The organism is Nocardia sp. CDC153, assembly GCF_035818515.1.
Taxonomy (GTDB): Bacteria; Actinomycetota; Actinomycetes; order Mycobacteriales; family Mycobacteriaceae; genus Nocardia.
Genome location: NZ_JAYKYU010000001.1, coordinates 522,204 through 547,919 on the forward strand (window position 1 = coordinate 522,204; position 25,716 = coordinate 547,919).

General features: G+C 67.2%; 24 protein-coding genes. 10 read left to right on the forward strand and 14 right to left on the reverse strand.

All coding sequences use genetic code 11. The features are described 5' to 3' along the window. Window positions 1–2 precede the first annotated feature (2 nt). Together VMT65_RS02290 and VMT65_RS02295 are read right to left on the reverse strand one after the other, a co-directional pair. Complete coding sequence (locus VMT65_RS02290; protein WP_326306226.1) at window positions 3–1,055, reverse strand: 3-oxoacyl-ACP synthase III family protein; 1,053 nt, start codon at window positions 1,053–1,055, stop codon at window positions 3–5. 394 nt (window positions 1,056–1,449) lie between these two features. Beyond that, complete coding sequence (locus VMT65_RS02295) at window positions 1,450–2,157, reverse strand: TetR/AcrR family transcriptional regulator (RefSeq protein WP_326306227.1); 708 nt, start codon at window positions 2,155–2,157, stop codon at window positions 1,450–1,452. 218 nt (window positions 2,158–2,375) lie between these two features. On the opposite strand from VMT65_RS02295, the gene VMT65_RS02300 reads away from it, so the two are divergent. After that, a complete protein-coding gene (locus VMT65_RS02300) occupies window positions 2,376–3,182 on the forward strand; it encodes an MmyB family transcriptional regulator (RefSeq protein ID WP_326306228.1) in 807 nt (268 codons plus the stop codon). A gap of 322 nt (window positions 3,183–3,504) precedes the next feature. Here VMT65_RS02300 and metG read toward each other — a convergent pair whose 3' ends face one another. Then, on the reverse strand, window positions 3,505–5,064 hold the full coding sequence (gene metG / locus VMT65_RS02305) for a methionine--tRNA ligase (protein ID WP_326306229.1): 1,560 nt from the start codon (window positions 5,062–5,064) through the stop codon (window positions 3,505–3,507). A gap of 66 nt (window positions 5,065–5,130) precedes the next feature. Here metG and VMT65_RS02310 point away from each other — a divergent pair, with 66 nt between their 5' ends. Both VMT65_RS02310 and VMT65_RS02315 read left to right on the forward strand, forming a co-directional pair. Next, window positions 5,131–5,958 (forward strand): TatD family hydrolase, encoded by an 828-nt coding sequence (locus tag VMT65_RS02310; RefSeq protein WP_326306230.1) that lies wholly within the window; start codon window positions 5,131–5,133, stop codon window positions 5,956–5,958. A gap of 253 nt (window positions 5,959–6,211) precedes the next feature. Then, complete coding sequence (locus VMT65_RS02315; RefSeq protein ID WP_326306231.1) at window positions 6,212–7,339, forward strand: transglycosylase family protein; 1,128 nt, start codon at window positions 6,212–6,214, stop codon at window positions 7,337–7,339. Between the two features lie 25 nt (window positions 7,340–7,364). Here VMT65_RS02315 and VMT65_RS02320 read toward each other — a convergent pair whose 3' ends face one another. After that, a complete protein-coding gene (locus VMT65_RS02320; protein ID WP_326306232.1) occupies window positions 7,365–8,132 on the reverse strand; it encodes an SDR family NAD(P)-dependent oxidoreductase in 768 nt (255 codons plus the stop codon). A 166-nt stretch (window positions 8,133–8,298) separates the two neighbouring features. Between VMT65_RS02320 and VMT65_RS02325 the strand changes: the two genes are divergently transcribed. Then, a complete protein-coding gene (locus VMT65_RS02325; RefSeq protein ID WP_326306233.1) occupies window positions 8,299–9,453 on the forward strand; it encodes an alpha/beta fold hydrolase in 1,155 nt (384 codons plus the stop codon). 28 nt (window positions 9,454–9,481) lie between these two features. Here VMT65_RS02325 and VMT65_RS02330 read toward each other — a convergent pair whose 3' ends face one another. Beyond that, window positions 9,482–10,993 (reverse strand): alpha/beta fold hydrolase, encoded by a 1,512-nt coding sequence (locus VMT65_RS02330; protein WP_326306234.1) that lies wholly within the window; start codon window positions 10,991–10,993, stop codon window positions 9,482–9,484. 190 nt (window positions 10,994–11,183) lie between these two features. Between VMT65_RS02330 and VMT65_RS02335 the strand changes: the two genes are divergently transcribed. After that, entirely contained in the window at window positions 11,184–12,347 is a 1,164-nt protein-coding gene (locus VMT65_RS02335; RefSeq protein ID WP_326306235.1) for an alpha/beta hydrolase family protein, read from the forward strand. A 50-nt stretch (window positions 12,348–12,397) separates the two neighbouring features. Beyond that, on the forward strand, window positions 12,398–13,279 hold the full coding sequence (gene rsmA / locus VMT65_RS02340) for a 16S rRNA (adenine(1518)-N(6)/adenine(1519)-N(6))-dimethyltransferase RsmA (protein WP_326306236.1): 882 nt from the start codon (window positions 12,398–12,400) through the stop codon (window positions 13,277–13,279). 4 nt (window positions 13,280–13,283) lie between these two features. Here rsmA and VMT65_RS02345 read toward each other — a convergent pair whose 3' ends face one another. The 3 genes from VMT65_RS02345 to VMT65_RS02355 form a co-directional block, all read right to left on the reverse strand. After that, window positions 13,284–13,472 (reverse strand): hypothetical protein, encoded by a 189-nt coding sequence (locus VMT65_RS02345; RefSeq protein ID WP_326306237.1) that lies wholly within the window; start codon window positions 13,470–13,472, stop codon window positions 13,284–13,286. Then, entirely contained in the window at window positions 13,469–14,017 is a 549-nt protein-coding gene (locus VMT65_RS02350; protein WP_326306238.1) for a sigma factor, read from the reverse strand. The genes VMT65_RS02345 and VMT65_RS02350 overlap by 4 nt, the downstream gene beginning before the upstream one ends. Window positions 14,018–14,189: 172 nt before the next feature. Then, a complete protein-coding gene (locus VMT65_RS02355; RefSeq protein WP_326306239.1) occupies window positions 14,190–15,137 on the reverse strand; it encodes a helix-turn-helix transcriptional regulator in 948 nt (315 codons plus the stop codon). A gap of 214 nt (window positions 15,138–15,351) precedes the next feature. Here VMT65_RS02355 and VMT65_RS02360 point away from each other — a divergent pair, with 214 nt between their 5' ends. Then, complete coding sequence (locus VMT65_RS02360) at window positions 15,352–15,939, forward strand: hypothetical protein (protein ID WP_326306240.1); 588 nt, start codon at window positions 15,352–15,354, stop codon at window positions 15,937–15,939. Window positions 15,940–16,087: 148 nt separating this feature from the next. Continuing rightward, window positions 16,088–16,525 (forward strand): hypothetical protein, encoded by a 438-nt coding sequence (locus tag VMT65_RS02365; protein ID WP_326306241.1) that lies wholly within the window; start codon window positions 16,088–16,090, stop codon window positions 16,523–16,525. A 6-nt stretch (window positions 16,526–16,531) separates the two neighbouring features. Here VMT65_RS02365 and VMT65_RS02370 read toward each other — a convergent pair whose 3' ends face one another. The 4 genes from VMT65_RS02370 to VMT65_RS02385 all read right to left on the reverse strand — a co-directional run bounded on the left by VMT65_RS02370 (window position 16,532) and on the right by VMT65_RS02385 (window position 20,501). Next, window positions 16,532–17,032: an LpqN/LpqT family lipoprotein gene (locus VMT65_RS02370; RefSeq protein ID WP_326306242.1), complete on the reverse strand. Its 501-nt coding sequence runs from the start codon at window positions 17,030–17,032 to the stop codon at window positions 16,532–16,534. 117 nt (window positions 17,033–17,149) lie between these two features. Further along, window positions 17,150–19,411, reverse strand: coding sequence for a heavy metal translocating P-type ATPase (locus tag VMT65_RS02375; protein WP_326306243.1), 2,262 nt, complete (start codon window positions 19,409–19,411; stop codon window positions 17,150–17,152). Then, a complete protein-coding gene (locus VMT65_RS02380; RefSeq protein ID WP_326306244.1) occupies window positions 19,408–20,298 on the reverse strand; it encodes a hypothetical protein in 891 nt (296 codons plus the stop codon). The genes VMT65_RS02375 and VMT65_RS02380 overlap by 4 nt, the downstream gene beginning before the upstream one ends. Then, on the reverse strand, window positions 20,295–20,501 hold the full coding sequence (locus VMT65_RS02385) for a heavy-metal-associated domain-containing protein (protein WP_326306245.1): 207 nt from the start codon (window positions 20,499–20,501) through the stop codon (window positions 20,295–20,297). Before VMT65_RS02385 ends, VMT65_RS02380 begins: the two co-directional genes overlap by 4 nt. Before the next feature lie 139 nt (window positions 20,502–20,640). On the opposite strand from VMT65_RS02385, the gene VMT65_RS02390 reads away from it, so the two are divergent. Together VMT65_RS02390 and VMT65_RS02395 are read left to right on the forward strand one after the other, a co-directional pair. Next, the gene (locus VMT65_RS02390) at window positions 20,641–21,564 is read left to right on the forward strand and encodes a 4-(cytidine 5'-diphospho)-2-C-methyl-D-erythritol kinase (protein WP_326306246.1); all 924 of its coding nucleotides are present in this window, start codon (window positions 20,641–20,643) and stop codon (window positions 21,562–21,564) included. Between the two features lie 126 nt (window positions 21,565–21,690). Next, window positions 21,691–23,481 carry an ABC-F family ATP-binding cassette domain-containing protein gene (locus VMT65_RS02395; protein WP_326306247.1) on the forward strand — a complete coding sequence of 597 codons (1,791 nt, stop codon included), beginning with the start codon at window positions 21,691–21,693 and terminating at the stop codon, window positions 23,479–23,481. A gap of 4 nt (window positions 23,482–23,485) precedes the next feature. On the opposite strand, the gene VMT65_RS02400 is transcribed toward VMT65_RS02395, so the two are convergent. Next, entirely contained in the window at window positions 23,486–24,361 is an 876-nt protein-coding gene (locus VMT65_RS02400) for an Abi-alpha family protein (RefSeq protein WP_326306248.1), read from the reverse strand. Next, window positions 24,352–25,674, reverse strand: a complete 1,323-nt coding sequence (locus VMT65_RS02405) for a hypothetical protein (RefSeq protein WP_326306249.1) — start codon at window positions 25,672–25,674, stop codon at window positions 24,352–24,354. The genes VMT65_RS02400 and VMT65_RS02405 overlap by 10 nt, the downstream gene beginning before the upstream one ends. Between the last annotated feature and the right edge of the window lie 42 nt (window positions 25,675–25,716).

The window sequence follows — 25,716 nt, forward strand, 5'->3', positions numbered from 1 at the left end:
CCTCAGACCTTCAGCGACGAGATGGTGGTGGACAGGAAGCCGCCGACGACGCCGGAGGCGGCCGGGATCATCAGCAGCTTGGACCCGGCGGGAATGGCCTGCTGGCTCAGCTGATCGTGCAGCACGATGAAATGCGAAGTGCTGGAGGTGTTTCCATACTTCTCGATCACATTCAGGTCCGGCGGCATCGGGTGGCCGAACTCGCGCTCGGCGATGGCGTTCATGAACGGAATCGCCGCCGCGCCGAACTGGTGGTGAATGATGTAGTCGAAACCCTCCTCACCGAAGGTGATTCCGCGCTCCTCCATGAAGTTGCGCTGGGTGTCGGTCCACAGCAGGAACCGCGCCTCGTTGTGCATCTTCCGGTTGTCGGTGTAGAGCGCGACGCCATTGGTCTTGTCGCTGGGCATGCCCAGGCACAGGTGCGAGAACTCCGACGCGGTGGTCAGCTCGATGTAGTGGATCTTGTCCGCGTCGTCGACGGCCTCGTCGAGGACGACGGCGGCACCGGAATCGCCGACTGTCAGGGACGCGAATTGCAAATCGTATTTACTGGAAATCTCATTCACGGCCGTTTCCGCAATGGGCGTGATGGCCTCGCCGCTGACCACGATTCCGCGTTTCACCGCGCCACTGCGAATCATTCTGTCGAGAATGTAGACGCCACTCATCATGCCCGCGCAGGCATTCGACAGATCGAAGGCGATGACATCCTCGCGCGCCCCGATGGCGCGGCCGATGGCACCGGCGAAGGACGGCTCCATGTACATGCGGGTGCCGTGCTTGCTGCGCGTGATGGAGGTGGAGATGATGACGTCCAGATCGCCTGCGGCATAGGATGACCTGGACAGACTGTCCTCGACGGCCTTCATGGCCAGCACGAAGGAGTCTTCGCGGCTCTCCGGGCGGGTGTCGCGGAAACGGCGTTCCCGCACGCCCGTGATCCGCTCGAGATCGAACTCCGGGACTTCCCGCAATTGGGAAAGCAATTCAGCTGTGGTAACGCGCTTCTCGGGTAGGTAAGCGCCAATAGACTCGAAACGAGATTGCGGCACGGGGACTCCTGAAGGGGGAACCGAAACATTGGAAGAACGTCATCGTCAAGCTCGGATGAACCGAGGCTACCCGAGAGTAACTAGCTTGGGGAACTAGAGCGTTCCGTGTAACTGTCTGAGACGAATCGTCCAGCGACACTTCGTGTTACGCGGGGTGCCGCACAGATTTCCATCCCAGCCTGTCACCCGACAGGCGAGCTGACGTGGAGGTACGTCGATGCTCGGGTGCGGTGGTCAACGCCTGGCTATCTGACGCTATGTGTCATTGATATGGCTCGGGGGTGACGAACAGCGGTGCTCGCTGTGAGTGACTTCACCCCTGTACTGGAACGTACCGGCACCCGATCGGCCCGTCGCGCAAACTGTCTGGGCGACAGGTGTTTTCGCTTGTCGCTCAGGGCCGTTCGGGCAGGCAGGGCTGTTCGGGCAGGCAGGGCTGTTCGGGCAGGTCCAGCACCGCGACCACGAATTCCACGAACAGCGGGGCCAATTCGGGCACCCGGTGCGCGCCGTCGGCCACGATCACCCGGCGGGTGCGCTCGCCGATGGCGTCGGGAATCAGGGCGAACAGCGCGTCGGCGATCACCGGCAGGCTCGGATCGGTCGCGCGGGCCTGGGCGTAGAAGGCCCGGTACAGATCCGCGAACCGGTCCACCGCGAGATCGCGCAGCGCCACCGACTCCTGATCCACCTTGAACGCCTCGACGAGCATCAGCCGCGCGAAATCCGGTTCGGAGGCGACGGTTTCGCAGAAGGTCACCACGATGGACTCGATGCGCTCGAAGGCCCCCGCGTCGAGCGGCAGCTGCGCGAGCTCCTCCGCGATGCGCTGCGCGATGATGTCGGATCCGGTCCGCACCGCCTCGATGAAGCAGTGCTCCTTATTGCTGAAATGCTCATAGAACGTGCTGCGCGAAACCCGAGCCCGCGCCACGATGTCGGTCAGCGTCGTGGAGTGATACCCCTTGGCCTCCACGCATTCCACCATCGCCTCGATCAGTCGCCCACGCTGCGAGGTGAGCACCGCCTCCCGTGCCGCCCGGTGCCGTTCGTCGAAATTGGTGCGCTGCAACGCCGTCGATCGGACCTGCTTGTCGCGCATCCATTCCCTCTCTCACTGAACCGCTGGCACTTCAGATAGCCATTATCAATGGCTCATCGCGATACGGGTGGGGCGGGATTGCATACGGGTGACATCAGTTGGGTCCGGAGTCGCCAGGGGTTCCCGCTGTCCGTACTCTTGCAACGCTGGAAAATTGGATCCTCACTCGGCACTTCGATAGAAATAGCGGGAGGATTGCTGGAGAGGTAGGTGGATTGGTGCCGGAAACGCTCGATCTCATGCCCGAGCAGCCGCTGCTCGGGATGTACATGCGCTACCGGCGCGAGATGCTGGGCGTCACGCAGGAGGAAACCGCCCGGCGGATGTTCATCAGCCTCTCGCTCTACCGCAAGCTGGAGAACGGCGAGCGCGCGGTCGCGCCCGAGCGGATCGAGGATTGGTGCGCGGCCATGGACGCGCCGATGTGGATGCTCGAGAAGATGGTCTCGCTGGCCATGCCCCGGGTCTCCAACTTCGCCCGCGGCACTTGGCCGCCCCAACTGCGGCAGGAGGATCTCGACCACCTCAACGCCCTCCCGTACCCGGCCTACTTCCACCGCTTCCCCGAATACGAAGTGCTCGCGGCCAATCCGGCCGCGACCGGAGCGTTCCCATGGCTGGCCCCCTCGGACCCCGACGCCGAACGCCCCGTCAATGTCATCGAGCAGTTCATGACCATCCCCGAGGCCCGCGAACTCCTGGTCAACTGGGACACCATCGTCCACCGCCTGGTCTTCGGCCTGCGCGTGCTCTCACCCGGTGTCGTCGCCCCCGAACGCCTCGCTCAGATCATCGAAACCTGCAGCGCCAACCCCGAATTCGCGCGCATGTGGAACACCCCCATGGAAGAGAAGCTCTTCAACGACTCCCTGGTCCAGGTCCGCACCCCGGGAACCGATGAGATCATGAGCCTCACCATGCGCTCCTACAACGCCTTCCACCCAGAGAACTGCTCCTACCAACTCTTCATGCTCACCCCCCGCTCGCCCGGCACCCCCACGGTCGATCCCTTCGCGATCCGCTGACAGAACCTGCAACGTGGCGATCGGCGAGGTCGAGACCGGTGGTCGAAGGGTCGGCTGAGCCCCCTTCTCGGGAAATGGCGACCGGATCAGCTGGTCGGGCCGGGTGCCCCAATTCGTGCCACCTCTTCCGGTTGACCGCTGTTGCAACCCGATCGGATGCTGGTTCGGCGAGATCAGTTGCTGCCCGATCCGGTCTGCGGATCGGGCAGTTGTGTGTTCGCTGTGTTCCCGTTCCGGTGGTGGAGTTCGGAGGGGAATCTCTACCCGCGGTGGGCGGGGTGTCGGTGGCCGCCCGCCGAAGGGGGGCGGGCGGCACCGGGGTTCAGTTTTTCGGGGCTGCGTACTTTGGGAAGACCACTTCCGGGTCGGGGAGAGCTGTGCCCGGGGCGAGGGGGGTGGCCAGGTCGGCGAAGGTGCGGGCGGGGACGCCGAGCAGGTCGAGGATCTTGGCGGCCGAGGCGGGGATGACCGGCTGGACCAGGATCGAGACGATGCGCAGGACCTCCATGGTGACGTAGAGGATGGTGCCCTCGCGGGCGGTGTCCTCCGGGGTGCCCGACTTCGCCAGGGTCCAGGGGGCCTGGGCGGAGAAGTAGCGGTTGGTCTCGCCGAGGGTGAGCCAGAGCTGTTCCAGGCCGAGATGGATTTGCTGCTGGTCGAATTCGGCGCGCACCGCCGTCAGCAGACCGTTCGCGCGCTCGAGCAGCGCGGTGTCCTCCGCGGTGAACTCACCGGGCGTCGGGACCACGCCGCCGAAGTCGCGGCCGACCATCTTCAGGCAGCGCTGCGCCAGGTTGCCGTACTCGTTGGCCAGATCGGAGTTGATCCGGCCGATGATGGCCTCTTCGCTGTAGGAGCCGTCCTGGCCGTAGGAGATCTCGCGCAGCAGGAAGAAGCGCACGGCGTCGAGGCCGAAGGTCTCGACGAGGTCCATCGGATCGACCACATTGCCGACCGACTTGGACATCTTCTCGCCCTTGTAGTTCACGAAGCCGTGCACGAAAACCCGCTTGGGCAGCTCGATTCCGGCGCTCATGAGGAACGCGGGCCAGTACACGGTGTGGAACCGCGAGATGTCTTTGCCGATGATGTGCAGATCGGCGGGCCAATACTTCTGGAACGCCGCGGAATCCGTGTTCGGGAAGCCCGCGCCGGTGAGGTAGTTGGTGAGCGCGTCCACCCACACGTACATGACGTGCTCGGGATGCCCCGGCACCGGCACACCCCAGTCGAAGGTGGTGCGGGAGATGGACAGATCCTTCAGCCCGGCCTTCACGTACGAGACGATCTCGTTGCGCCGGGTCGCGGGCGCGATGAATTCCGGATGCGTTTCATACAGTTCCAGCAGCTTGTCCTGGTACTTGGACAGCCGGAAGAAGTAGTTCGACTCCTCGGTCCACTCGACGGGTGTCTTGGTGTCGGTGGAGATGCGGGTGCCGTCGGAGAGGACGGTGGTCTCCTCCTCGGTGTAGAAGGCCTCGTCGCGCACCGAGTACCAACCCGCGTAGGTGTCGAGGTAGATGTCGCCCGCCTCGACCATCCGATTCCAGATGGCGACCGACGCGGCCAGATGATCCTCGTCGGTGGTGCGTATGAAGCGGTCGAAGGAGATGTCGAGCGCCTTGTCCATGGCCTCGAAGACATCGGAGTTGCGCGAGGCGTACTCCTGCTCCGGCAGACCGGCGGCCTTGGCGGCCTGCTGCACCTTCTGACCGTGCTCGTCGGTGCCCGTCATATAGAACACGTCGAAGCCGTCCAGCCGTTTGAAGCGGGCCAGGGCATCGGAGGAGATGTACTCGTACGCGTGCCCGATGTGGGGTGCGCCATTCGGGTACGCGATGGCCGTGGTGAGGTAAAAGGCGGGGCGTTCGGATGCGCTCATGGTGTGTCTACTCTATCTGCGTGTCCTTCGTCGCTCGCGTGAATATCCCCGTGGCGGGTAGCGCCCATGAGTAGCCGTCGACCTGCGCCCGAGCCGCCGCAGCCGCTCTCGCCGCTCATCGACGCGCACACCCACATCGACGCCTGCGGCGCGACCGACCCGGAATCGGTTGCGGCGCTGGTGGAGCGGGCCCGCGCCGTGGGCGTGCGGGAGTTGGTGACCGTCGCCGACGATCTGGAGGCCGCGCGGTTCGCGGTGAAGGCGGCGAACTGGGACGACCGGGTGTACGCGGCCGTCGCGCTGCACCCGACGCGGGCCAACGCACTCGACGATGCCGCCAAGGCCGAACTGGAACAGCTGGCCGCCGACCCGCGCGTGGTCGCGGTGGGGGAGACCGGTCTGGATTACTACTGGCCCGGCAAGCTCGACGGCTGCGCCGAGATCGAGGATCAGGTCGAGGGCTTCCGCTGGCACATCGATCTGGCCAAGCGCCTGGGCAAGCCGCTCATGATCCACAATCGTGAGGCCGATCACGACCTGCTCACCGTGCTGCTCGACGAGGGCGCGCCGGAAACCGTGATCTTCCACTGCTTCTCCTCCGACGCGAACATGGCGATGGCCTGCGTCGAGGAGGGCTATGTGCTGAGTTTCTCCGGAACGGTCAGTTTCAAGAATGCGCATGAATTGCGCGAGGCCGCGAAACTCGTTCCGGACGAACTGATTCTGGTCGAAACGGATGCGCCTTTCTTGACGCCGCATCCGTTCCGCGGCGCGCCCAACGAGTCGTACATGCTGCCGTTCACCGTCCGTGCGCTGGCCGAACTGCGCGAACAGGATCCGGTGCAGCTGGCCAAGATCACCACCGCCAACGCGAGGCGCGTCTACGGAATCTGAGAATCCCCAACTCTCGGGGACTCTCAGGGCTCCGCCCTGAAACCCCAAAACCTGGCATCCCGAACGTTTCTCGCAAAATTGTGTGGGCTCGGCCGGGCTGGCCTCGCGTGTCCTGGCTCACTATGATGTGGCGCGATCGTGATTTACCAGCGGTTCGATATCGGGTCGTAATCTCGTTCCCGCAGTTCCGCCGGTAGTGGTTGTCAATCCCTGACCCCCTCGTTATCGTACTGTGACCATGCCGGGATTTCCGATGCACGCTTTGGCGAAGATCAACTCGTCGCGTTCCCCGATGCTGTACGGGGCCATCGCGGCGATGCTCGTCACGCTCATCGTCGGCGCGGGCGTGGCGATCATGAGCAAGAAGCAGGTCACCCTGGTCATCGATGGCAGCAAGATCATCGAGAGCACCATGCGCGGCGATGTGCGCGGCGCGCTCAAGGACGCGGGCTACGCCATCACCGGTCGCGACGACGTATCCCCTTCGGCCGGAGCGCAGATCAGCGACGGCAGCACCATCACGCTGAACCGGGCCCGCGAGGTCTCGCTCATCATCGACGGCACCCCGTCCAAGGCGTGGACCACCGCGCTCAATGTGGCCGAGGCGATCACCAAGCTGAATCTGCCGAACGACGTCTTCACCTCGCCCGCGCGCCCCACCCCGCTGCCCCTCGAGGGCGCGCAGCTGTTGATCACCAACCCGCGCACCGTCGAACTCTCCGACAACGGCGCGCCCGCCTCGTTGGTCCGCCTGGCCGCCCCGACCATTGGCGAACTGCTCGAGGTGCAGGGACGCCCGCTGGTGAATCAGGACTTCGTGGAACCGGCGGCGAACACCCCGCTGCGCGACGGCATGAAGATCACCGTCACCCGCAAGGTCGTCCAGAACCGCACCGAGCGGGTGCCGTTGGATCCGCCGGAGAACATCATCGAGGATCAGACGCTCAATATGAGCCGCACGATCGTCGAGAATCCGGGCGTACCCGGCACGCAGGACGTGACTTTCGCGGTCTCCATCGTGAACGGCAAAGAGGCGGGCAAGGATCCGCTGAAGTCGACGGTCATCGTGCCCGCCCAGCCCAAGACCATTCGCAAGGGCGCGAAGCCGGGCACCGAGGTCCCCGAGGTGCAGAACGGCGCGACCTGGGATGCGTTGGCCAAGTGCGAGTCCGGCGGCAACTGGGCCATCAACACCGGCAACGGCTTCTATGGCGGCATCCAATTCGACCAGGGCACCTGGGAACGCCAGGGCGGCACCCGGTACGCGCCGCGCGCGGACCTGGCGACCCGCGAGGAGCAGATCGCCATCGCCGAGGTGACCCGCGCCCGCCAGGGCTGGGGCGCGTGGCCCGCCTGCACCGCGCGCCTGGGTATCAGCTGACGCGGCGGAACCGACTGTCGCGCAACTACATCAGCGCGCCGCCGTCGACGCGCAGTTCGGTGCCGGTCATGTAGCGGCCGTCGTCGGAAGCGACCATGGCCACCACGCCCGCGATGTCCTCGGGCTTGCCGAGCGCGCCGCCCTCGATCCAACCGGGCAGCCGGGCCATGAGCGACCAGTCGGCATCGGCGGGCAGCGCCAGGCCCGAGGTGATGCCGGTGCTGATGCCGCCGGGCACGATATTCACCGCGCGCAGACCCTTTTTCACGTACTCGAGGGCGATCGAGTGGGTGAGCGCGTTGACGCCCGCCTTGGACGCCGAGTACGCGGCCATGTACGGGTTGGAGCCGAAGGCCGCGGTGGAGGAGAAGTTCACGATCACGCCGTGACCCGATTCGACGAGCGCGGGCAGGTTCGCCTGGATCATGAGGAAGGTGCCGGTCAGATTGACCGCGATGACCCGGTTCCAGTCCGCCAGCGGCATGTCGTGGGTGTGCGCGGCGCGCAGAATGCCCGCGGCGTTCACGAGAACGTCCAGGCCGCCGAGGAATTCATGGGCCGCGGCGGTGGCCGCGCGCACCGTGTCCTGATCGGAGATGTCGACGGTCAGCGTGCGCAGTCGATCCCGCTGCTCGGCGGGCACCGCGTCCACGGTCGCGGCGAGCCCGGCTTCACTGACATCCGCGGCGACCAGCCGCGCTCCCTCTTCCAGCAGGCGCACGGCTACCGCCTGCCCGATACCCGATCCCGCTCCGGTGACAATGACGCGGCGGCCTTCGAATCTGCTCGACATGGCGAGAAATTAGAACAAGTTGCAGGGAACGTCAACGGGTCGATTGCCCTCGCTCGCGACAGCTAATTGCCAGAGTGTTCTCATACCTGTCCGTCGGCAGAATGGATAAGCTTCAAAACCGTGCGCGACTCGGATTTCGGGTCGGGAAGAACCTGATGGAGGATTCATGCGGCTGGTTGGTTGGCGGACGCGGATTTTCACCGCGGCCGTGGCTTCGACGGGTGCGTTGCTGGTTCTGCCGGGGACCCCGGCACAGGCCGATCCGGCGGGCACCACGATCGCGACCACCGCATTGCCCGACGGGTTCCGCGGTCTGAACAATGGCACGATCATCGACTACTGGACCACGCGATCCAATGGCGAACCGGTGAAAGCCAGTGGCGCGCTGTTCGTTCCGTCCGGTCCGGCCCCCGCGGGCGGCTGGCCGATCATGGCCTACGACCACGGCACCTCCGGCATGGGGCCCGGCTGCGGCGGGCAGACCGACGACACCAAGCTGCACCGGCCCGCCGAGAACCAGGTCATTCAGTACTTCGTGAACAAGGGCTTCGCCGTGGTCGCCCCGGACTACCTGGGGCTGGGGCGTTTCGACACCGGCCCGCACCCGTACCTGGAGATCAGCACCGAGGCCTCCGCGACGGTCGACCTGGTCAAGGCGGCCCGCGCGACCCACCCGGAGTTGGGTCGGACCTGGGCGGTCACCGGGTTCTCGCAGGGCGGTCAGGCCGCGCTGGGCACCGCGCACCTGCAGTCCTCGACCGCGCCGGATCTCGACTTCCGCGGGACCATCGCCGTCGATCCGGAATCGGATCTGGAGAAGATCACGCCGTTCGTCGGCCCGTGGGTGCCCGAGATTCCGGGGCAGGCCGGAACCGCGGTGAACGGCTTCGTGGTCAGCATGCTGGCCGGGCTGCGCGCCACCCACCCGGAGGTGGATGTGGACAGCTACCTGACCCCGCGCGGCAAGCAGGCCGTGGACGCGTCGCAGAGCCTGTGCTTCGTGGACATCATGAAGGTGGTCGACGGCATGGGCATCGGCGACATGCTCTCGCGGCCGATCGACGATCCGGTGTTCCAGGCGGCCATGACCGAGTACATGGCGGTGCCCACCAGCGGCTACGACGCGCCGATCCTGTTGCTGCTCAACACCAATGACACCACCGTGCCGTCCCCGCTGCACGCCGCGCTGGCCGCGCAGTTCGCCGCCAATGGGGTGGATTTCCAGACCGTGGTCGGCACCGGCACCCACACCCAGGTCAGCCCGCAGATGTGGGATGCCATCGGGGCGTTCAGCGATCGGGTCCTCGCGGCCGCGAAGTAGTTCTCTGGTCGACGCGAAGTAGCCCGAATTACTGTGGGAACCAGGAGAAGTCGGGTTCGCAGGTGACGTCCTGCGCGGGCCGCGCACCGGTGCCCAGGTAGGTGTTCACGATGCCGATCAGGCACGGGCTCAGCCCCGGCCGGAAGGCGCCGTGAACCCTGGTGTCGGCCAGGGTGACCAGCCGCGAGTCGGTCAGATCCCGGTGCAGCGCCAGCCCTTCCTGGTAGGCGGTGCGGGTGTCGTGGACGTTCGCCAGCATGAGCACCGGTGTGGCGTTGTGGATTTCGGTGGGCGGTTCCACCGGATCGGGCCAGAACGCGCACGCGGTGATGTTGTTGGCGAACGCCCCGAACACCGGCTGGGTCTTGCGCGCCGCGTCGACATTGGCGTAGTACCAGGCGGGATCGCGCGGCGCGGCCTTGTCGCCGCACATGATCGCGGCCATGGCGGCGGCGTCCAGCGGCACCGCCGCGACAATGCGCCGCTTGATCTCGTCCATATCGATGGGCCCGCCCGACACACCGGAATCCAGCATCTGCACCACCTCGGCGAGGTTCTGGTTCATCTGCGGATTCGTCAGCAGCGCCAGCAACATCATGGGAATGGTGTGCTCGTCGACGAGATAGAAGCTGCCGTAGATCTCCTTGCCCGCGGAGCGTCGGATCAGGTCCTCGATGAAGGCGCGCACCGCTTCCCGGGTCGCCCCGAAGTGGTACACGTCGTCGTGGCGGGCCGCCCAGGTCGCCCAGTCGTCGAGGGCGTACTCGTTGATCGGGCCCATGTCCTGATAGAGGCCGATGTAATAGCGGTCCGGATCGATGGGGCTGTCCAGGATGACGCGGTCGGCGTGCTCGCCGAACATCTGCGTGTAGACCGAGCCCAGGTACGTGCCGTAGGACGCGCCATAGTAATTGAGCTTCGCCTCGCCGAATGCGCTTCGGATGACGTCCATATCGCGCGCGGTATTGCGAGTCGTGATGTGGCGGGCCTTCTCCGGGTCGGTGCCCACGCACGCGGTGGCCAGCGCCGCGGCCACGGTGGTGTCGCGGGCGTAGCCGAACACGTCGAATCCGGCCGAGAACAGCATGGTGGGCACGGGAATCGTGCAGCTGACCGGATCGGAGCGGCCGATGCCGCGCGGGTCCATGCCGATCAGGTCGTACTGCGCGCGGACATCGGGTGTCAGCATCTGCGCGATGGCATTGGTGTAGCGCAGGCCCTGCCCGCCCGGGCCGCCCGGATTGGACAGCAGGATGCCGCGGCGACGGCTCGGGTCGGTGGCGGCGATGCGGGAGATGGCCACGGTCAGGGTGCGGCCGTTCGGATTGTCGTAGTCGAGCGGCACCAGCACGCCCGCGCACTGCGCGCCCGCGGCGTCGAGGGTGGCGTCGTCGCAGGGCTTCCAGTCCAGGCTCTGGTGATAGAACCGGTCCAGTCCGGGAGCGGGGTCCGCGCTCGTGGGTCCCGCGGGCAGCGCGACCGCGGCCGCGGTCAGCAGCGTCGCTCCCAGGACGAGCCGTCGAATCCGCTGGGCCGCCATGCACTCTCCTCATCTGTCCGGGTTCCCGAGGGGCGACGCTACCGGCATCGCCCGTGAAAATTCGTGCGAGCTGGCGGATTTGGTCGGCGACGCGCGGAGCCGCCACGCCCGATGAGGGTCTAGCAAATATCTGGCGATTCCAAGTCGATAGACTTGCCGACCATCGAAGGCCGCCGTCGCTGGAGGAATCATGCGGATCGCAGGAGCGTTGGGACTGACCGTCGCGACGGTGGCGGCCGGTGTGCTGCTGAGCGTTCCGGGCCCGGCAACCGCCGAGCCCGCGGGGACCTTGATCACCGAGACCGGTCAGCCCGACGGGTGGCACAACCTGTGGGGCGGATCGTCGGTGACCTACTGGACCACCCGGTCCAATGGGGAGCCGGTCCAGGCCAGCGGCGCGCTGTTCCTGCCGTCCGGTCCACCGCCCGCCGGCGGCTGGCCGATCATGGCCTGGGATCACGGCACCACGGGACTCGGTCCCGGCTGTGGTTGCCAGTCCGATCCGGAGCGCGAGGTGCTGCCGTATCGCCGCCGCGAGGAGGACGCGGTCATGCGGTTGTTCCTGTCGAAGGGCTTCGCCGTGGTCGCCCCGGACTACGTGGGGCTGGGCGAGTTCGACACCGGACCGCACCCCTACCTCGAGTTGCGCACCGAAGCGGGCGCGACCATCGATCTGGTCAAGGCCGTCCGCAGCGCCCGACCGGAGCTGTCGCGCACCTGGGCGGTGAGCGGACCCTCGCAGGGCGGTCACGCCGCGTTGGGCACCTCCAGCTATCAGGCCCGACTCGCACCCGATCTGGACTTCCGCGGCACCATCGCCATCGACCCGGCCTCGGACGTGGAGAAGGTGCTGCCGATCGCCGGTCCGTGGGTTCCGGCGCTGCCCGGTCCGTCGGGACAGGACACCGACGCCTTCTTCGTCTCCATTCTCATCGGCATGCGCGCGGCCCGACCCGACGCGCAGGTCGACAGCTATCTCACCGATTACGGGCGGCAGCTGCTCGACAGCGTGCGGTACGACTGCCTCGGCGAGCTCACCGACAAGATGAAGGGCGTGGTCCCGGGCGCGATTCTGTCCCGCCCACTCTCGGAGGGACCGTTCTCGGCGGTGCTGCGCGACTACATGACCGTGGCGACCAGCGGGTACACCGCGCCGATTCTCTTGCTGCTCAATACGACCGACACCACCGTGCCGTCCCCGCTGCACGCCGCCCTGGCCGCGCAATTCGCCGCCAACGGCGTGGACTTCAGCACCGTGCTGGGCACCGGCGACCACACCGAACTCAACCCGGCCATGTGGGCCGCCATCGACGCCTTCACCGATCGCATCCTCGCGGTGCCGACCGTATCCTGAGCGGCCACCCCGACCGTGTCCCGAGCACGCGGGTTGATAGGTTTTCCAGAATGTCCGAACCCGAATCCGCCGGTCGAGGTAAAGCCGCCCTGCTGGGCCCCGCCGAAGTGCGCGAGCTGGCCGAGCGCTTCGGCATTCGCCCGACCAAGCAGCTCGGACAGAATTTCGTCCACGACGCCAACACCATGCGCCGCATTGTCGCCACCGCGGGGGTGGGCCGCGACGACACGGTGCTCGAGGTCGGGCCGGGACTCGGTTCGCTGACCCTGGCGCTGCTCGATGTGGTCGATCGCGTGATCGCCGTGGAGATCGACCCGAATCTGGCGCAGCACCTGCCCGAGACCGTCGGCGTGCGCGCCCCCGAACTGGCCGATCGGCTCACCGTCGTCCCGATGGACGCCATGAAGGTCACCCACGCGGATCTGCCCGCCGCGCCGACCGCGCTGGTGGCCAACCTGCCCTACAACGTGGCCGTGCCGGTGCTGCTCAACCTGCTGGCCGAATTCCCCAGCATCCGAACGACTCTCGTCATGGTGCAGCTGGAGGTGGCGGACCGGCTCTCGGCGACGCCCGGCGGCCGCATCTACGGCGTGCCGAGCGTGAAGGCGGGCTTCTTCGGCACCGTGCGGCGCGCGGGAACCGTTGGCCGCCAGATCTTCTGGCCGGTGCCGCAGGTCGAATCGGGTCTGGTCCGCATCGACCGTTTCACCGAAGCGCCCTGGCCACAGGACGATTCGTTCCGCCGCCGTGTCTACGACGTGGTCGATGCCGCGTTCGCGCAGCGCCGCAAGACACTGCGCGCGGCATTGGCGGGGTGGGCGGGCTCGGCCGCGGAAGCCGAGAAGCGCCTCGTCGCAGCCGGAATCGAGCCGACCGCGCGCGGCGAGACCCTCGATACCGCGGCCTTCGTTCGCCTGGCGAGCGTGGACTGATCCGCTATCCCGGTGCGGCCGTACCGGATTGCTCGATGAGATGCAGCAGTCGGTCGAGGGCGGCCAGTGAGGAATGCGGATCGCGGGTGCGTAGATCGGGTTGTTGGGGTAGCCAGGCCAGATAGGCGCCTTCGGTTTGAGACCAGCGGACTCGGATGCGCGAGAGCGGGAATCGATTGCGGGTCATGGTCATCGCGAGTCCTTTCTCTGGGTGCCATTGCGACTCTGGTGGCCGGGGCGGATGGTGAGCATCGCCTGGGTGACCTCGCCGACATCGACATCGAGTTCGGCGGCGATCTCCGAGGCGGTCGGCATGCGCGAGAGGCGGCGGTGCAGTGCGTCGATGGTCGGATCGAGCCGTCGCGCGATCCGTTCCAGCCGCTGCGGAACCCGTCTCGACCAGTCCCGGCCGCGTAGGTAGCGGCGGGTCTCGGCCATGATGGTCGGCACGGCGAAGCAGAGGAACGTGCCGTCGCGGACGGGTTCGAAGCTGTCGACCGCGTCGATCAGGCCCAGGTACGCGACCCGATACAGGTCGTCGTAGCTCTCGCCGCGCCCGCAGTAGCAGCGGGCGATGTGCCGGGCCAGCGGCGAACAGCGACGCAGCACGTCCGCGCGTAGGCGGGCGCGTTCGTCGCCGTCCTTCAGCCCCGCCAGCACCTTCAGCTCGGTGTCGACCGCGTCGTAGAGCTCGCGCGCGCGTTCCGGATCGGGTGCGGTGGTGGTGAGGTCGTTCATGAGGAACCTCTCGCGGTACCTCTCGACGGGGCAGATGCTCGTGGTATGAACCGCCCGTTCGCTCTCGGGTACCGATACCAGTCCAGCGTGCCAGGCCGGTCCGGGGGGTGTCAGTCCCGAAAGCGAAGCCGACGTTCCGGTTTCGGTACCCGAAGCGAATGCACGGACATACTCACCCATTGAGCGTCGTGCTGGGCGCTTGACCGTAGGCGCGGCGGTACGCGATGGCGAAGCGGCCGGGGTGGGCGAAGCCCCAGCGCTGGGCGATCGAGGTGACGGTGTGCCCGTCCGCCGGGGACGCCGCGCGCAGTTCCTCGTGGGCGGCGTACAGGCGCAGCCGTTTCATATAGGCCGTGGGGGTGGTGTTCAGGTGGCGTCGGAACGCCAGCTGCACCGAGCGGGTGGTCACGAAGCAGGCCGCGGCGATATCGGCGATCGAAATGTCTTGGTGGATATGGGTTTCGATATAGGCGATGGCGCGGCGGGCCGTTTCGCCGTGCGCGTCGCAGCGGTCGACGGCGGTCGGTTCGGTCCGTGCGGTGGTCGGCATGGTGTCGAGGACGATCGCGGCCAGATAGTCGGAGGCGGTGGTGGCGACCAGGCTGTCGGGTGTGACCTCCGGGTCGGCGGCGAGTTGATCCAGATGCGCCAGTGCCCGCGCCAGGCGTTTCGCGGCCGCGGCGTTCACGGGTCGGTGCCCGGTGAACTGGATTTTGGTGTGCTCGCGTGACGGGCCGCCCACTCGCTCCAGCAGCTCGGGATCGAACAGGACCGCGCGGTACCGCGCGGATCGGACCATCCCGCTGTAGGGCAGATCCGGTGGTGTCAGCAACCCGACGTCGCCGGGCAGAAATACATCGACCCCGGCGTCGCGATAGTTCTCCTCGATCGCGCCGGTTTCCACCGCGCACAGGCACACTTTTTCCAGCGGGTCGGCGTCGTAACGCATGGAAAATCCGAGATTCAGCAGGTCCATGTTCACCTGGCCGAGCGTGTTGCGGCGGATGCGGGTGGACACACCGTTTTCGCTGTCGTTGCCGATGGACATCTTCGTGTAGACGCGATTGAGGAACTCCTCGGTCACGCCCAGGTCATCGCTGTCAAATATCAGGCTTCGCATGGATTCACCCCATTTCACGTCGTTGTTTCCGTGTCGCACTGGTTTTACGTGTACCCAATTTGCGACCGAGTTTTCGTGGCGAGGCTAAAGACCGACCGGACGGTTTCGTGTTAGCAATAGCTCTGCAATCGCTCTGTATGTATGTCCCCAATTCACGGATGCGCCGATTTCCCTAATGGACCCGGCGCATCCACACCGAATGAGAGGCGTGCACATGCAGTTCAGGAAATTTGCCGCGACCGCGATGCTGGCCATCGCCGCCACCGTCGTCGCGACAGCCACCGCCCACGGCGAGGCCGAACAGCCGTTGACGGTGGGTGGCCAGGACCACGGTCTGGCCTACACCTCCACGCTGGCCGACGATCACCTCGGCGTGGTCACGCACTTGAACGAGGGCAAGTTCGCCTTCTCGCCGGATCGCGCGGTGGTCACCGTCTCCGCGCCCGACGGTTCCGTGGTCGAGGAGATCCCGACCGAGTACACGCTCGCGGGCCAGCCCGTCAGCCTGCGCGTCGAGGTCGCCGAGGACGGCACCACGATGACCGCCTGGCCGACCCAGGACCACGCCGCGATCTCGACCGGTGACTACAACACCGGCGTCCAGGAAGTCGCCCAGACGGCCCTCAAGGACATCGGTGTCATCGGCTGCATCGCCGGTGGCGCGGTCGGCGTCGCCCTCTTCGGCGCCATCGGCACCGTGATCGGCCTGATCGCCCTCATCATCGGCGCGATCCCCGGCCTCTTCATCGGCATGGTGGCCGGCGCCGTAATCGGTTGCGTCGTAGGCTTCTTCGTCATCTGACGCCACCCCACCCGAGGCCGCCGCAACCCCGCGGCGGCCTCGGCCGTCGGTCGGATAACCGCTCGGCAGAGGGGAATACGAGCGGTCGGCGAGCTCATCCTTTCAAGAAAATTAGGGTACCCTAATTACTCGAGGATGAGGAGATGGCATGCGCACCATTGAGATTCACACTGATCTGCCCGTCGACGCACCACGGGTGTGGGCGGCGATGCGGTCTCCCGCGACCTTCGTCTACGTCTGTCGTGGACTGATCGGCATACCCGCGCTGCGCGGACGGGTCGAACCGTTCCACGCCGGAGATCGCGGGACCGCGTGGCTGTTCGCCTTCCATGTCATTCCGGCCTATCGCCACACCATCGAGGTCGTCGACGTCGACGAGTCCACCATGACGATCCGGACCCATGAGCACGGTGGCGTGATCAGCGTGTGGGACCACACGCTGCACGTGGAAGCCTTGTCGCCCAACCGGTCCCGCTACACGGACACGGTGGTGATCGATGCCGGTCGTCTCACCCCACTGGTCGCACTGCTGGCGCAGGGCATTTTCCGCTACCGGCATCGCCGCTGGCACAAGCTTGTCGGATGAGGCCTGTCAGGCGGAGATGGAGAGGCCCTCGAGGAGGGTGGTGGGGGCGGTGCCGTCGCTGTCGGTGCGGGTGGTGATCGTCAGTTGGACGAGGTATTGGCCGTTGGGGGAGTCGACGATGATGTAGCGGTTGTAGGCCCAGAGGGTGAGGGGGTCGACGGTGTAGGTGCCGGTGATGCCGGCGGAGGGGTGGCCGTCGAAGTCCTCGGTGTCGGTTTCGAGGTCTTGCCAGTTCGGGAGTTGGCGGGCGTCGGCGAAGGCGTGGGTGAGGAGGTCTCGGGCGTCGACCTTGGGGGTGAAGGTGGCCACCAGGAGGACGGCGTTGTCGGCCCAGCCGTTGACCGGGGGCTGGGTCCAGACGCCGTAGGAGCCGGGGAACATGCCCGCGGGGACCTGCTGCCAACCTTCGGGGATGCCGACGGTGACCTTCGGGGCGCCGGGGGCGGTGGCGTCGACCGGGGTGGCCTGGATCTGGGCGTTGGCCAGGTATTCGGCAATGGTGGTCAACGGGGCTCCTCGAAGCGCGGCGGCGGTGGTCACCCGACATTCAACACGATCGGGACGAGCGAAAGGGCCGCCCGGTCGTGCTGGTCCGGACGGCCCCGCGGCGCGATGTGGTTTCGCTCATCCGTTGAACCCGCGCAGGCGCAGGCTGTTGCTGACCACGAAGACGCTGGACAATGCCATGGCGGCACCGGCGAGCATGGGGTTCAGGAGTCCGGCGGCGGCCAGGGGGATGGCCGCCACGTTGTAGCCGAAGGCCCAGAACAGGTTGCCCTCGATGGTGCGCAGGGTGGCGCGGGACAGTTTGATCGCGGTCGGGACGGCGCGCAGGTCGTCGCGGACCAGGGTGATGTCGGCGGCCTGGATGGCCACGTCGGTGCCGGTGCCCATGGCCAGACCCAGATCGGCCTGGGCCAGGGCGGCGGCGTCGTTGACACCGTCGCCGACCATGGCCACGACCTTGCCCTCGTCCTGCAGTTTCTTGACCACGTCCAGCTTGTCGCTGGGCAGCACCTCGGCGATGACCTCGGCGATGCCGACCTGATCCGCGACGGTGCGAGCGGTGGCGGCATTGTCGCCGGTCAGTAGGACGGGGGTGAGGCCGAGCGCCTTCATCTCCGAGATCGCCTGGGCGCTGGTGGTTTTCACCGCGTCCGCGATGACCAGCACCCCGCGCGCCCGGCCGTCCCAGGCCACGACGATGGCGGTCTTGCCCGCCTGCTCGGCGCGAGTCTTGGCCTCCGCCAACGACTCCGGCAGCCGGATCGACCAATCCGCCAGCAGCTCGGTGCGTCCGATGACGACCGCCCGCTCACCGACCAGCCCCTGCACGCCCTTGCCGCCGTGGCTGACGAACTGCTCCACCCGCTCGGTGTCGAGTCCGCGCTCGGCCGCACCGAGAACCACGGCCTTGGCGACCGGGTGCTCGGACCCGTGCTCGACCGCCGCGGCGACCGACAGCAGCTCGTCGACCTCGACGCCCGCGGCCGGAATCGCCTCGGCCAGCGTCATTTTGCCGGTGGTGACCGTGCCGGTCTTGTCCAGCACGACCGTGTCGATGCGCCGGGTCGACTCCAGCACCTGCGGGCCCTTGATCAGAATGCCCAGCTGCGCGCCGCGACCGGTGCCCACCAGCAGCGCCGTGGGCGTGGCCAATCCGAGCGCGCACGGGCAGGCGATGATCAGCACCGCCACGGCCGCGCCGAAGGCGGTCGCCACCGCCGCGCCGGTGCCGAGCCAGAAGCCCAGCGCCGCGACGGCTATCGCGATGACGATCGGAACGAACACGCCCGCAACCCGATCCGCGAGCCGCTGCACGGGAGCCTTGCCGTTCTGCGCCTCCTCGACCAGCGCGGCCATCTGCGCCAGTTGGGTATCCGCGCCGACCCGGGTGGCGCGCACGGTCAGCAGACCGCCCGCGTTCACGGTCGCGCCGACGACCGAGTCGCCCGCCCCGACCTCGACCGGGACGGACTCACCGGTCAGCATGCTCATGTCCAGCGCCGAATTACCGTTCACCACAATGCCGTCGGTGGCGATCTTCTCGCCCGGACGAACCAGGAACTCCTCACCGACCCGCAGATCGGCGGTGGGGATGCGGGTTTCGACGCCGCCCCGCAGCACCGACACCTCCTTCGCGCCCAGTTCGAGCAGCGCGCGCAGGGCCGATCCGGCCTTCTCCTTGGAGCGGACCTCGAAGTACCGGCCCGCCAGAATCGCCGTCACCAGGGTGGCAGCGACCTCGAAGTACAGGGCCGAGGACGAATCACCGCGCTCGATGGCGAAACTGAACAGGTGCTTCATGCCCGGCATTCCGGCATTGCCCCAGAACAGCGCGTACACCGACCAGCCGAACGCGGCCAGCGTGCCCAGCGAGATCAACGTGTCCATGGTCGCCGCGCCGTGCTTGGCATTCACCCACGCGGCCCGATGGAACTGCGAGGCGCTCCACACCACGATGGGCGCGGTCAGGGTCAGCGAGAGCCACTGCCAGTTGGTGAACTGGAACACCGGGAACATGCCCATGGCGACCACCGGCACCGCGAGCGCGAGCGTCACCAACAGCTTGTGCCGCAACAGATCCGCGGGCGACGGCCCCGAATCACCCTCGGCAGCCTCGGTTTTCACCGGCTCGCTGTGATGCACGGCGGCGGTGTAGCCGGTATCGACCACCTTGGCGATCAACTCGTCCGGCGTCACCGACTCCGGGAAACTGACCTTCGCCTTCTCGGTGGCGTAGTTGACCGACGCGGTCACGCCGTCGATCCGATTGAGCTTCTTCTCGATTCGCGACGCGCAGGAGGCGCAGGTCATCCCACCGATATCGAGTTCGATCGAACGCTCGGGTGCCAGATTGTCTCCGAAACTGACAGGGGCGCTCATGAGTGACCTCCTCCGTGGTGTGCGGGCGCATCCGAATCGGATGCGGCGGTGAGTGCTCGGTCGGTGAACTCCGCGGTGTGCACCGCGCCGCCGTGCTGGAAGTCCAGATACAGGCGGTAGTCGCCGCCGCTGGGCGCTTGCGCGGCGAATACGACCTCGGGGCCGGGTGCGGTCTTGCCGACCTCGCCCTCGGGATGAACGTGCAGGTAGGCCAGATCCGTTGCCCGCAGTGCCACCAGGTGAGCGTACGCGCCGAGGTAGGGCTGCAGGTCGGTCACGGGTTTGCCGTCGCGGGTGACGGTGAACGCGAGTTCGCTGCCCGCGGTGTTCAGATCACCGGTGAGGGTGACGCGGTAGCCGTCGACCTCGGCGGTCTTGGACACCGGCGGCAGCGGCTTGTCGGATACATTGCCCGCGACCGCGACGGTGCGGCTCAGGACCAGCTCGCCGGGGCCGTCGGTGGGGGAGAAGTCGGCGAACACCCGGTAGCTGCCGGGTTCGGCCCACGTCCAGTCGATGGACCAGGTGCCGTCCGCGGCCCGGGTGGGATGCACGTGCCGGAACTGGCTCGCGTCCGTGCGGACCACGATCAGGTGCAGGTCCTGCTCGTGCAGGTCGTTGTATCGGGTGACGGTGCCCTGCGGCCCGGTGATCCGGAATCGCAGTGCGCCTTGCTGATTCGGGGTCGCGGGGGCGGTGATGTCGCCGAGGGTGTAGCCGGATTCGGTGTCCCGCAGCCCGGTGGCGGCGGCGCGGTGTTCGCTGTGGTCGGCCGCGGCCGGGGCCGCGCCGGACCGGTCCCCGACCAGGGCACCGATACCGAGCGCGGCTCCGAACAAGACGACCAGTCCGCCACCGAAGGCGGCGAACCTCAGTCGGTCGTTCACACCGCCACCTCATATCCCGCTTCGTCGACGGCCGCGATCACATCGGCATCGGCCAGCGGGGCGGCCGAGGTGACCTTGACCAGGCCGCTGGCGAGATCCACGTCCACAGAGGTGACGCCGTCGATCTTGCCGATCTCCTTCTGCACCGAACCGACGCAGTGGCCGCAGGTCATGCCGGTAACGGTGTAGGTGCTGGTGGCCATGGCGGTCTCCTTATGTCTGTGATTCGAACACGCTGTTGATCCATACGGTGTGGGGGTATCCCCGACATTCAGAAACATACCCCCCATGGGTACCTGGCGCAAGTACTCGAACGGGAAATCTGTCGACTAGGCTGTGCCCGTGCTCTCAGTTGTGCCCAGCCCCGTCGTCGTGCGCGCGCCAGCGAAGGTGAACCTGCACCTCGGGGTCGGCGATCTGCGCGAGGACGGCTACCACGACCTCACCACCGTGTTCCAGGCGTTGTCGCTCAGCGATGACGTCCAGCTCGCGCCGTCCTCGGCCCTGCGCGTGAAGGTCACCGGCGAGGGCGCGGACGAGGTGCCCACCGACCGCGGCAACCTGGTCTGGCAGGCGGCCGTGAAGCTGGCCGACCTGGGTGGGTGCGCGCCGCTGGTGGAAATCGCCATCAGCAAGGGCATTCCGGTGGCGGGCGGCATGGCGGGCGGCAGTGCCGACGCGGCCGCGGCCCTCATCGGGCTCAACGACCTGTGGGAACTCGGCCTCGGCCGGACCGAATTGTCCGAAATCGCAGCGGAACTCGGCAGCGACGTCCCCTTCTCCCTGCACGGCGGCACCGCGCTGGGCCGGGGGCGCGGGGAGAAACTGCTTCCGGTGCTGTCCCGCAATACCTTTCACTGGGTCCTGGCACTGGCCAAGGACGGACTGTCCACCCCGGCGGTCTTCCGCGAACTCGACCGCCTGCGCGAGCTCGGGTCGCCGCCCCGGCTCGGCAGCCCCGAGGAGCTGTTGCAGGCCCTCGCCTCGGGCGAGGCCAAGCAACTCGCCCCGCTGCTCGGCAACGACCTGCAGGCCGCGGCGCTCTCGCTGAAACCCGAACTGCGCCGGACCCTGCGCGCGGGCGTCACCGCGGGAGCCCTCGCGGGCATCGTCTCCGGATCGGGCCCGACCTGCGCCTTCCTCTGCGAGGACGAGGACGCCGCGGTCACCGTCGCCGCCGAACTCGCGGGCGCGGGAGTGTGCCGCAGCGTGCGCACGGCGTTTGGCCCGGTGCCGGGCGCGCGGCGTATCACGGGCGACAGCTGATCTCGTAACGGTCGGGGTAACTCATCGGGGACGGGCTAAGTCTCCCGCTACGCGACCGCCGGTCCGCAACGTGACGTGCGTAGGCTCTTACGGTTCGGCTAAAGGCGCGGAGAGGCGGAATTGCTCATGGCCAACCTGATCAACCTGGAAGCGGTCTCCAAGAGCTTCGGCATCAAGCCGCTGCTCGACAATGTGTCCCTCGGGGTGCAGGAGGGGGAGCGGATCGGTGTCGTCGGTCTGAACGGTGGCGGTAAGACGACGCTGCTCGAGGTGCTTACAGGCATCGAGGGGCCGGACTCCGGACGCGTGAGCCGCCGCGGTGATCTGCGCATGGCCGTGGTCACCCAGCGCGGTGTGCTCCCCGAGGGCGCGACCGTCGGTGAGGTCGTGCTCGCGGGCTTGGCCGAGGATCAGCGCACCGACGGTGTGGCCGAGCACGAATGGGCCGCCAACCCCCGCATTCGCTCCGTGGTCGAGGGCATCGGCATCGCCGACCTCGGCATGGACACCCCCGTCGCCAATCTCTCCGGTGGTGAGCGCCGCCGCACCGCGCTGGCCGCCGCCCTGGTCCGCGATCTCGATCTGCTGGTGCTCGACGAGCCCACCAACCACCTCGATGTCGAGGGCGTGCAGTGGCTGGCCGAGCACCTGCTGAACCGCCGCAGCGCGCTGGTGGTCGTCACCCACGACCGCTGGTTCCTCGACACCGTCGCCACCCGCACCTGGGAAGTCCAGGGCGGCAAGGTCGAGACCTACGAGGGCGGCTACAACGACTGGATCTTCGCCCGCGCCGAGCGTTCCCGCCAGGCCGACGCCAGCGAGGCGCGCCGCCAGAACCTGGCCCGCAAGGAACTGGCGTGGCTGCGTCGCGGCGCACCGGCCCGCACCTCCAAGCCGAAGTACCGCATCGAGGCCGCCGAGGCGCTGATCGCCAATGTGCCGCCGCCGCGCGACACCGTCGAGCTGGCCTCCTTCGCGCGAAAGCGGTTGGGCCGCGTGGTGATCGAGCTCGAGAACGCCACCCTGGCCACCCCCGACGGCCGCGAACTGGTGACCGATCTGACCTGGCGGCTCGCGCCCGGCGAGCGGGTCGGTCTGGTCGGCGTGAACGGCTCCGGCAAGACCACCCTGCTACGCGCCCTCGCGGGCGACGCGGACCTGAAGTCCGGCAAGCGGATTCAAGGCCAGACCGTCAAGATCGGCTGGCTGCGCCAGGAACTCGACGACCTGCCGCTGAACATGCGTGTGCTGGAGGCGGTCCAGGACGTCGCGCAGCGAATGATGCTGGGCGACAAGGAGATCTCCGCCGGCCAGCTCGCCGAACGGCTCGGCTTCAGCCCCGCCAAGCAGCGCACCCCCGTCGGCGACCTCTCCGGTGGTGAGCGCCGCCGCCTGCAGCTGACCCGAATCCTCATGGCCGAGCCCAATGTCCTGCTGCTCGACGAGCCCACCAACGACCTCGACATCGACACCCTGCAGCAGCTCGAGGACATGCTCGACGGCTGGGCGGGCACCATGGTCGTCATCTCCCACGACCGCTACCTGATCGAGCGCATCTGCGACACTACCTGGGCCCTGTTCGGCGACCGCAAACTCACCAACCTCCCCGGCGGCATCGACGAATACCTCCGCAAACGCGCCGCCCTCACCGCGCCGGTGGTCAAGGCCACCCCCGCTGCCTCGAATTCCGCCGCCCCCGCCACGGATTCGGCCGCCTACCGCGCCGCCCGCAAGGAACTGGCCAAGCTGGAACGCACCCTGGAAAAACTCACCGACCGCGAGAACAAGCTGCACGCCGCCCTCGCCGAGGCCGCCACCAATCCGGACAAGCTGGTCACCCTCGGAGCCGAGCTCAAGCAGGTGCAAGCCGAGAAGGAAGCCACCGAAGAGCGCTGGTTGGAACTGGCGGACAGCTGACCCGTCAGCCGTGCTGTTCGAGATCCAAGGACGGCACCGGCAGGCAGGTGCGGACGAAACCCGCGCCGAAGGAGCTCAATTCGATGGTGCGGTGCAGGACCTTGGTGCCGAAGCTGGCGCGCTTGAGCAGGCGGCGCACCTCGGGCAGGGCCTCGAGCAACTGGTAGCGGTTGGGGTTGCCGAGGGCCTCGCGGGTGATGTGGATGAGTCCGACGCGGTCGAGATTGGCCAGGTACTCGCCGATCTGGTTCGGGTAGCGCAGCGCGGCGTCCTCGCCCAGCAGATTGAACGTGCCGCGGTAGGAGGTTCGTCCGGTGCGGACCTCCACCGCGGGCTGCGGCCCGTCCAGGTACAGGTGTCGCACGATGCGCGCCTCGTCCGGGGTGATCTCACCCAGGATGCGCGAGTAGGCGGTGTGGTGGTGGTCGACCTCGTCGGCGTGGAAATCGGCCGAGCGGCGGAGTAATTCGGCCCCGCGGGCGCGTAAGACGCTGGTGGGACTGGGTTCGGCGGACTCCTCGAGGGCCTCGGGCGCGGTGACCCCCAACGCCTGCCGCACCGAATGCCGCACCTGCGCACCGGCTTCGGAGAGAATCGCCCGCGGCGGCTGCCCGGCCATGCTGCCGCGCACCACCACCGAGGTCACCCCCAACGCGGTGTGCAGACCCCAGAAACTGGCCTCCACCGCCGCGGAGACGGCCACCGCCACCACACCGGCGGTCGCGCGCACCGGGCCGGCGGAGCCTCGATTCGTGCTGTGGGACACCGGCACCGGCAGCGGCGCGGGTTCGCGAAGAGCGATTTCGCCTTCCCGACCAGCGTTTTCGCCATCGACCCCGGTGGGATCGTCCGCGTCGCTGCCGGATTCGGTTATAGCCATGCGCTCGCCACTCCTGTTCCGAAGATCAGGAGATGAGCGTATCCGGCAATGAGCCCCAGCACACCGCCATGCACGAACAAAAGCCATTCGTCTTGTTTGATGGCCGATCGCAGCATGTCCACGAACTCCGGCGGCGGCAGCGCCGACATTTGTTTGGCGATGTACTCCTGCACCTGCTTGCCCTGGCGCACATTGAAGGCCGGGTCGGCGAAGGCGATGGGCGCGATGGTCAGGGCCTCGGAGGTGAAAGAGTCCTGCAGCGAGTCGTATTCGCGACTGCCGAGGGCGAACTTGACCACCGAGCGGGCGGGCCCGAGCGCCCGATCGGCCGCGGGCTTGAGGGTGTCCTGCAGCATCTGCATGGTCCGGTCCGCGCGCGGGCCGTTGAGCAACTCGTCACCGATATTGGCCACGGTCATGATCTCGCTGGCCACCAGATCCGCGTAGCCCTCGGTGATCTCGTCCTGCCGCTTGATGAGCAGCCCCTGCCGCCACGGGCACCACCACTTCGGGTACGCCGGTTCGAAGATCAGGTTGATGCCGATCCAGTTGACCACCCAGCCGATGATCACCCCGCCGACCGGCAGCACCACCAGCGACGACCATCCGGTCAGATGCAGGATGGCGACCAGCACCAGACCCATGGGCGCGCCGAAGTAGAAGCCGAAGTTCTGCATGAACCGCAGTTCCTTGGCCCCGAGCACCTGGAACACCGAGTTGAGCATCTGCGGGCGGGCCTGGAAGTAGCGAATCGTCATCGACTTCACGTCGAGCAGTTGATCGATGTTGTTGCCGAGTTCATCGGTCAGCTCGCGCAGAATGTCGGGCAACTGCTCGCGCACCCGACTGTGGATCATCTCCTTGACCCCGCCCGGCAGGTTGTACCAGAGCTGCGGATGCTCGCGTTTGAGGATGTCCTCGACAATGTCGCGAATCTGCAGGTCCGCGATTTCGACGAAATGTTCGGCCAGCTTGTCGGGTTCCAGTTCGCGATAGAAGTCGGCGACATTCCCGAGTTTCGCCAACCCCTTGTCCACCGCGATGCTGGCCATCTTGTCCGCGCGCGACGGCACGATCCCCTGCCAGCCGATGCGCCCGTCGTACTGCAGCAGCGGCAGGACCTGAATCCGCTTGGGCAGCAAGGGAAACACCGCGGCCAACCCCGGCAGCCGAAAACCGTGGAACCGGATCGGTTTGAACAGCATGAGGACGCCGGTCCAGTTGGTGATGTAACCGATCACGCCCGTGAACAACGGGATGGTGATCAATTCCAGGAGGATTGTCGGATGTACCCCGAAGACACTCTCTAGCACGACGCCCTCCTGCCGATCCCGCAACGCACCGCCGTCGGCGTT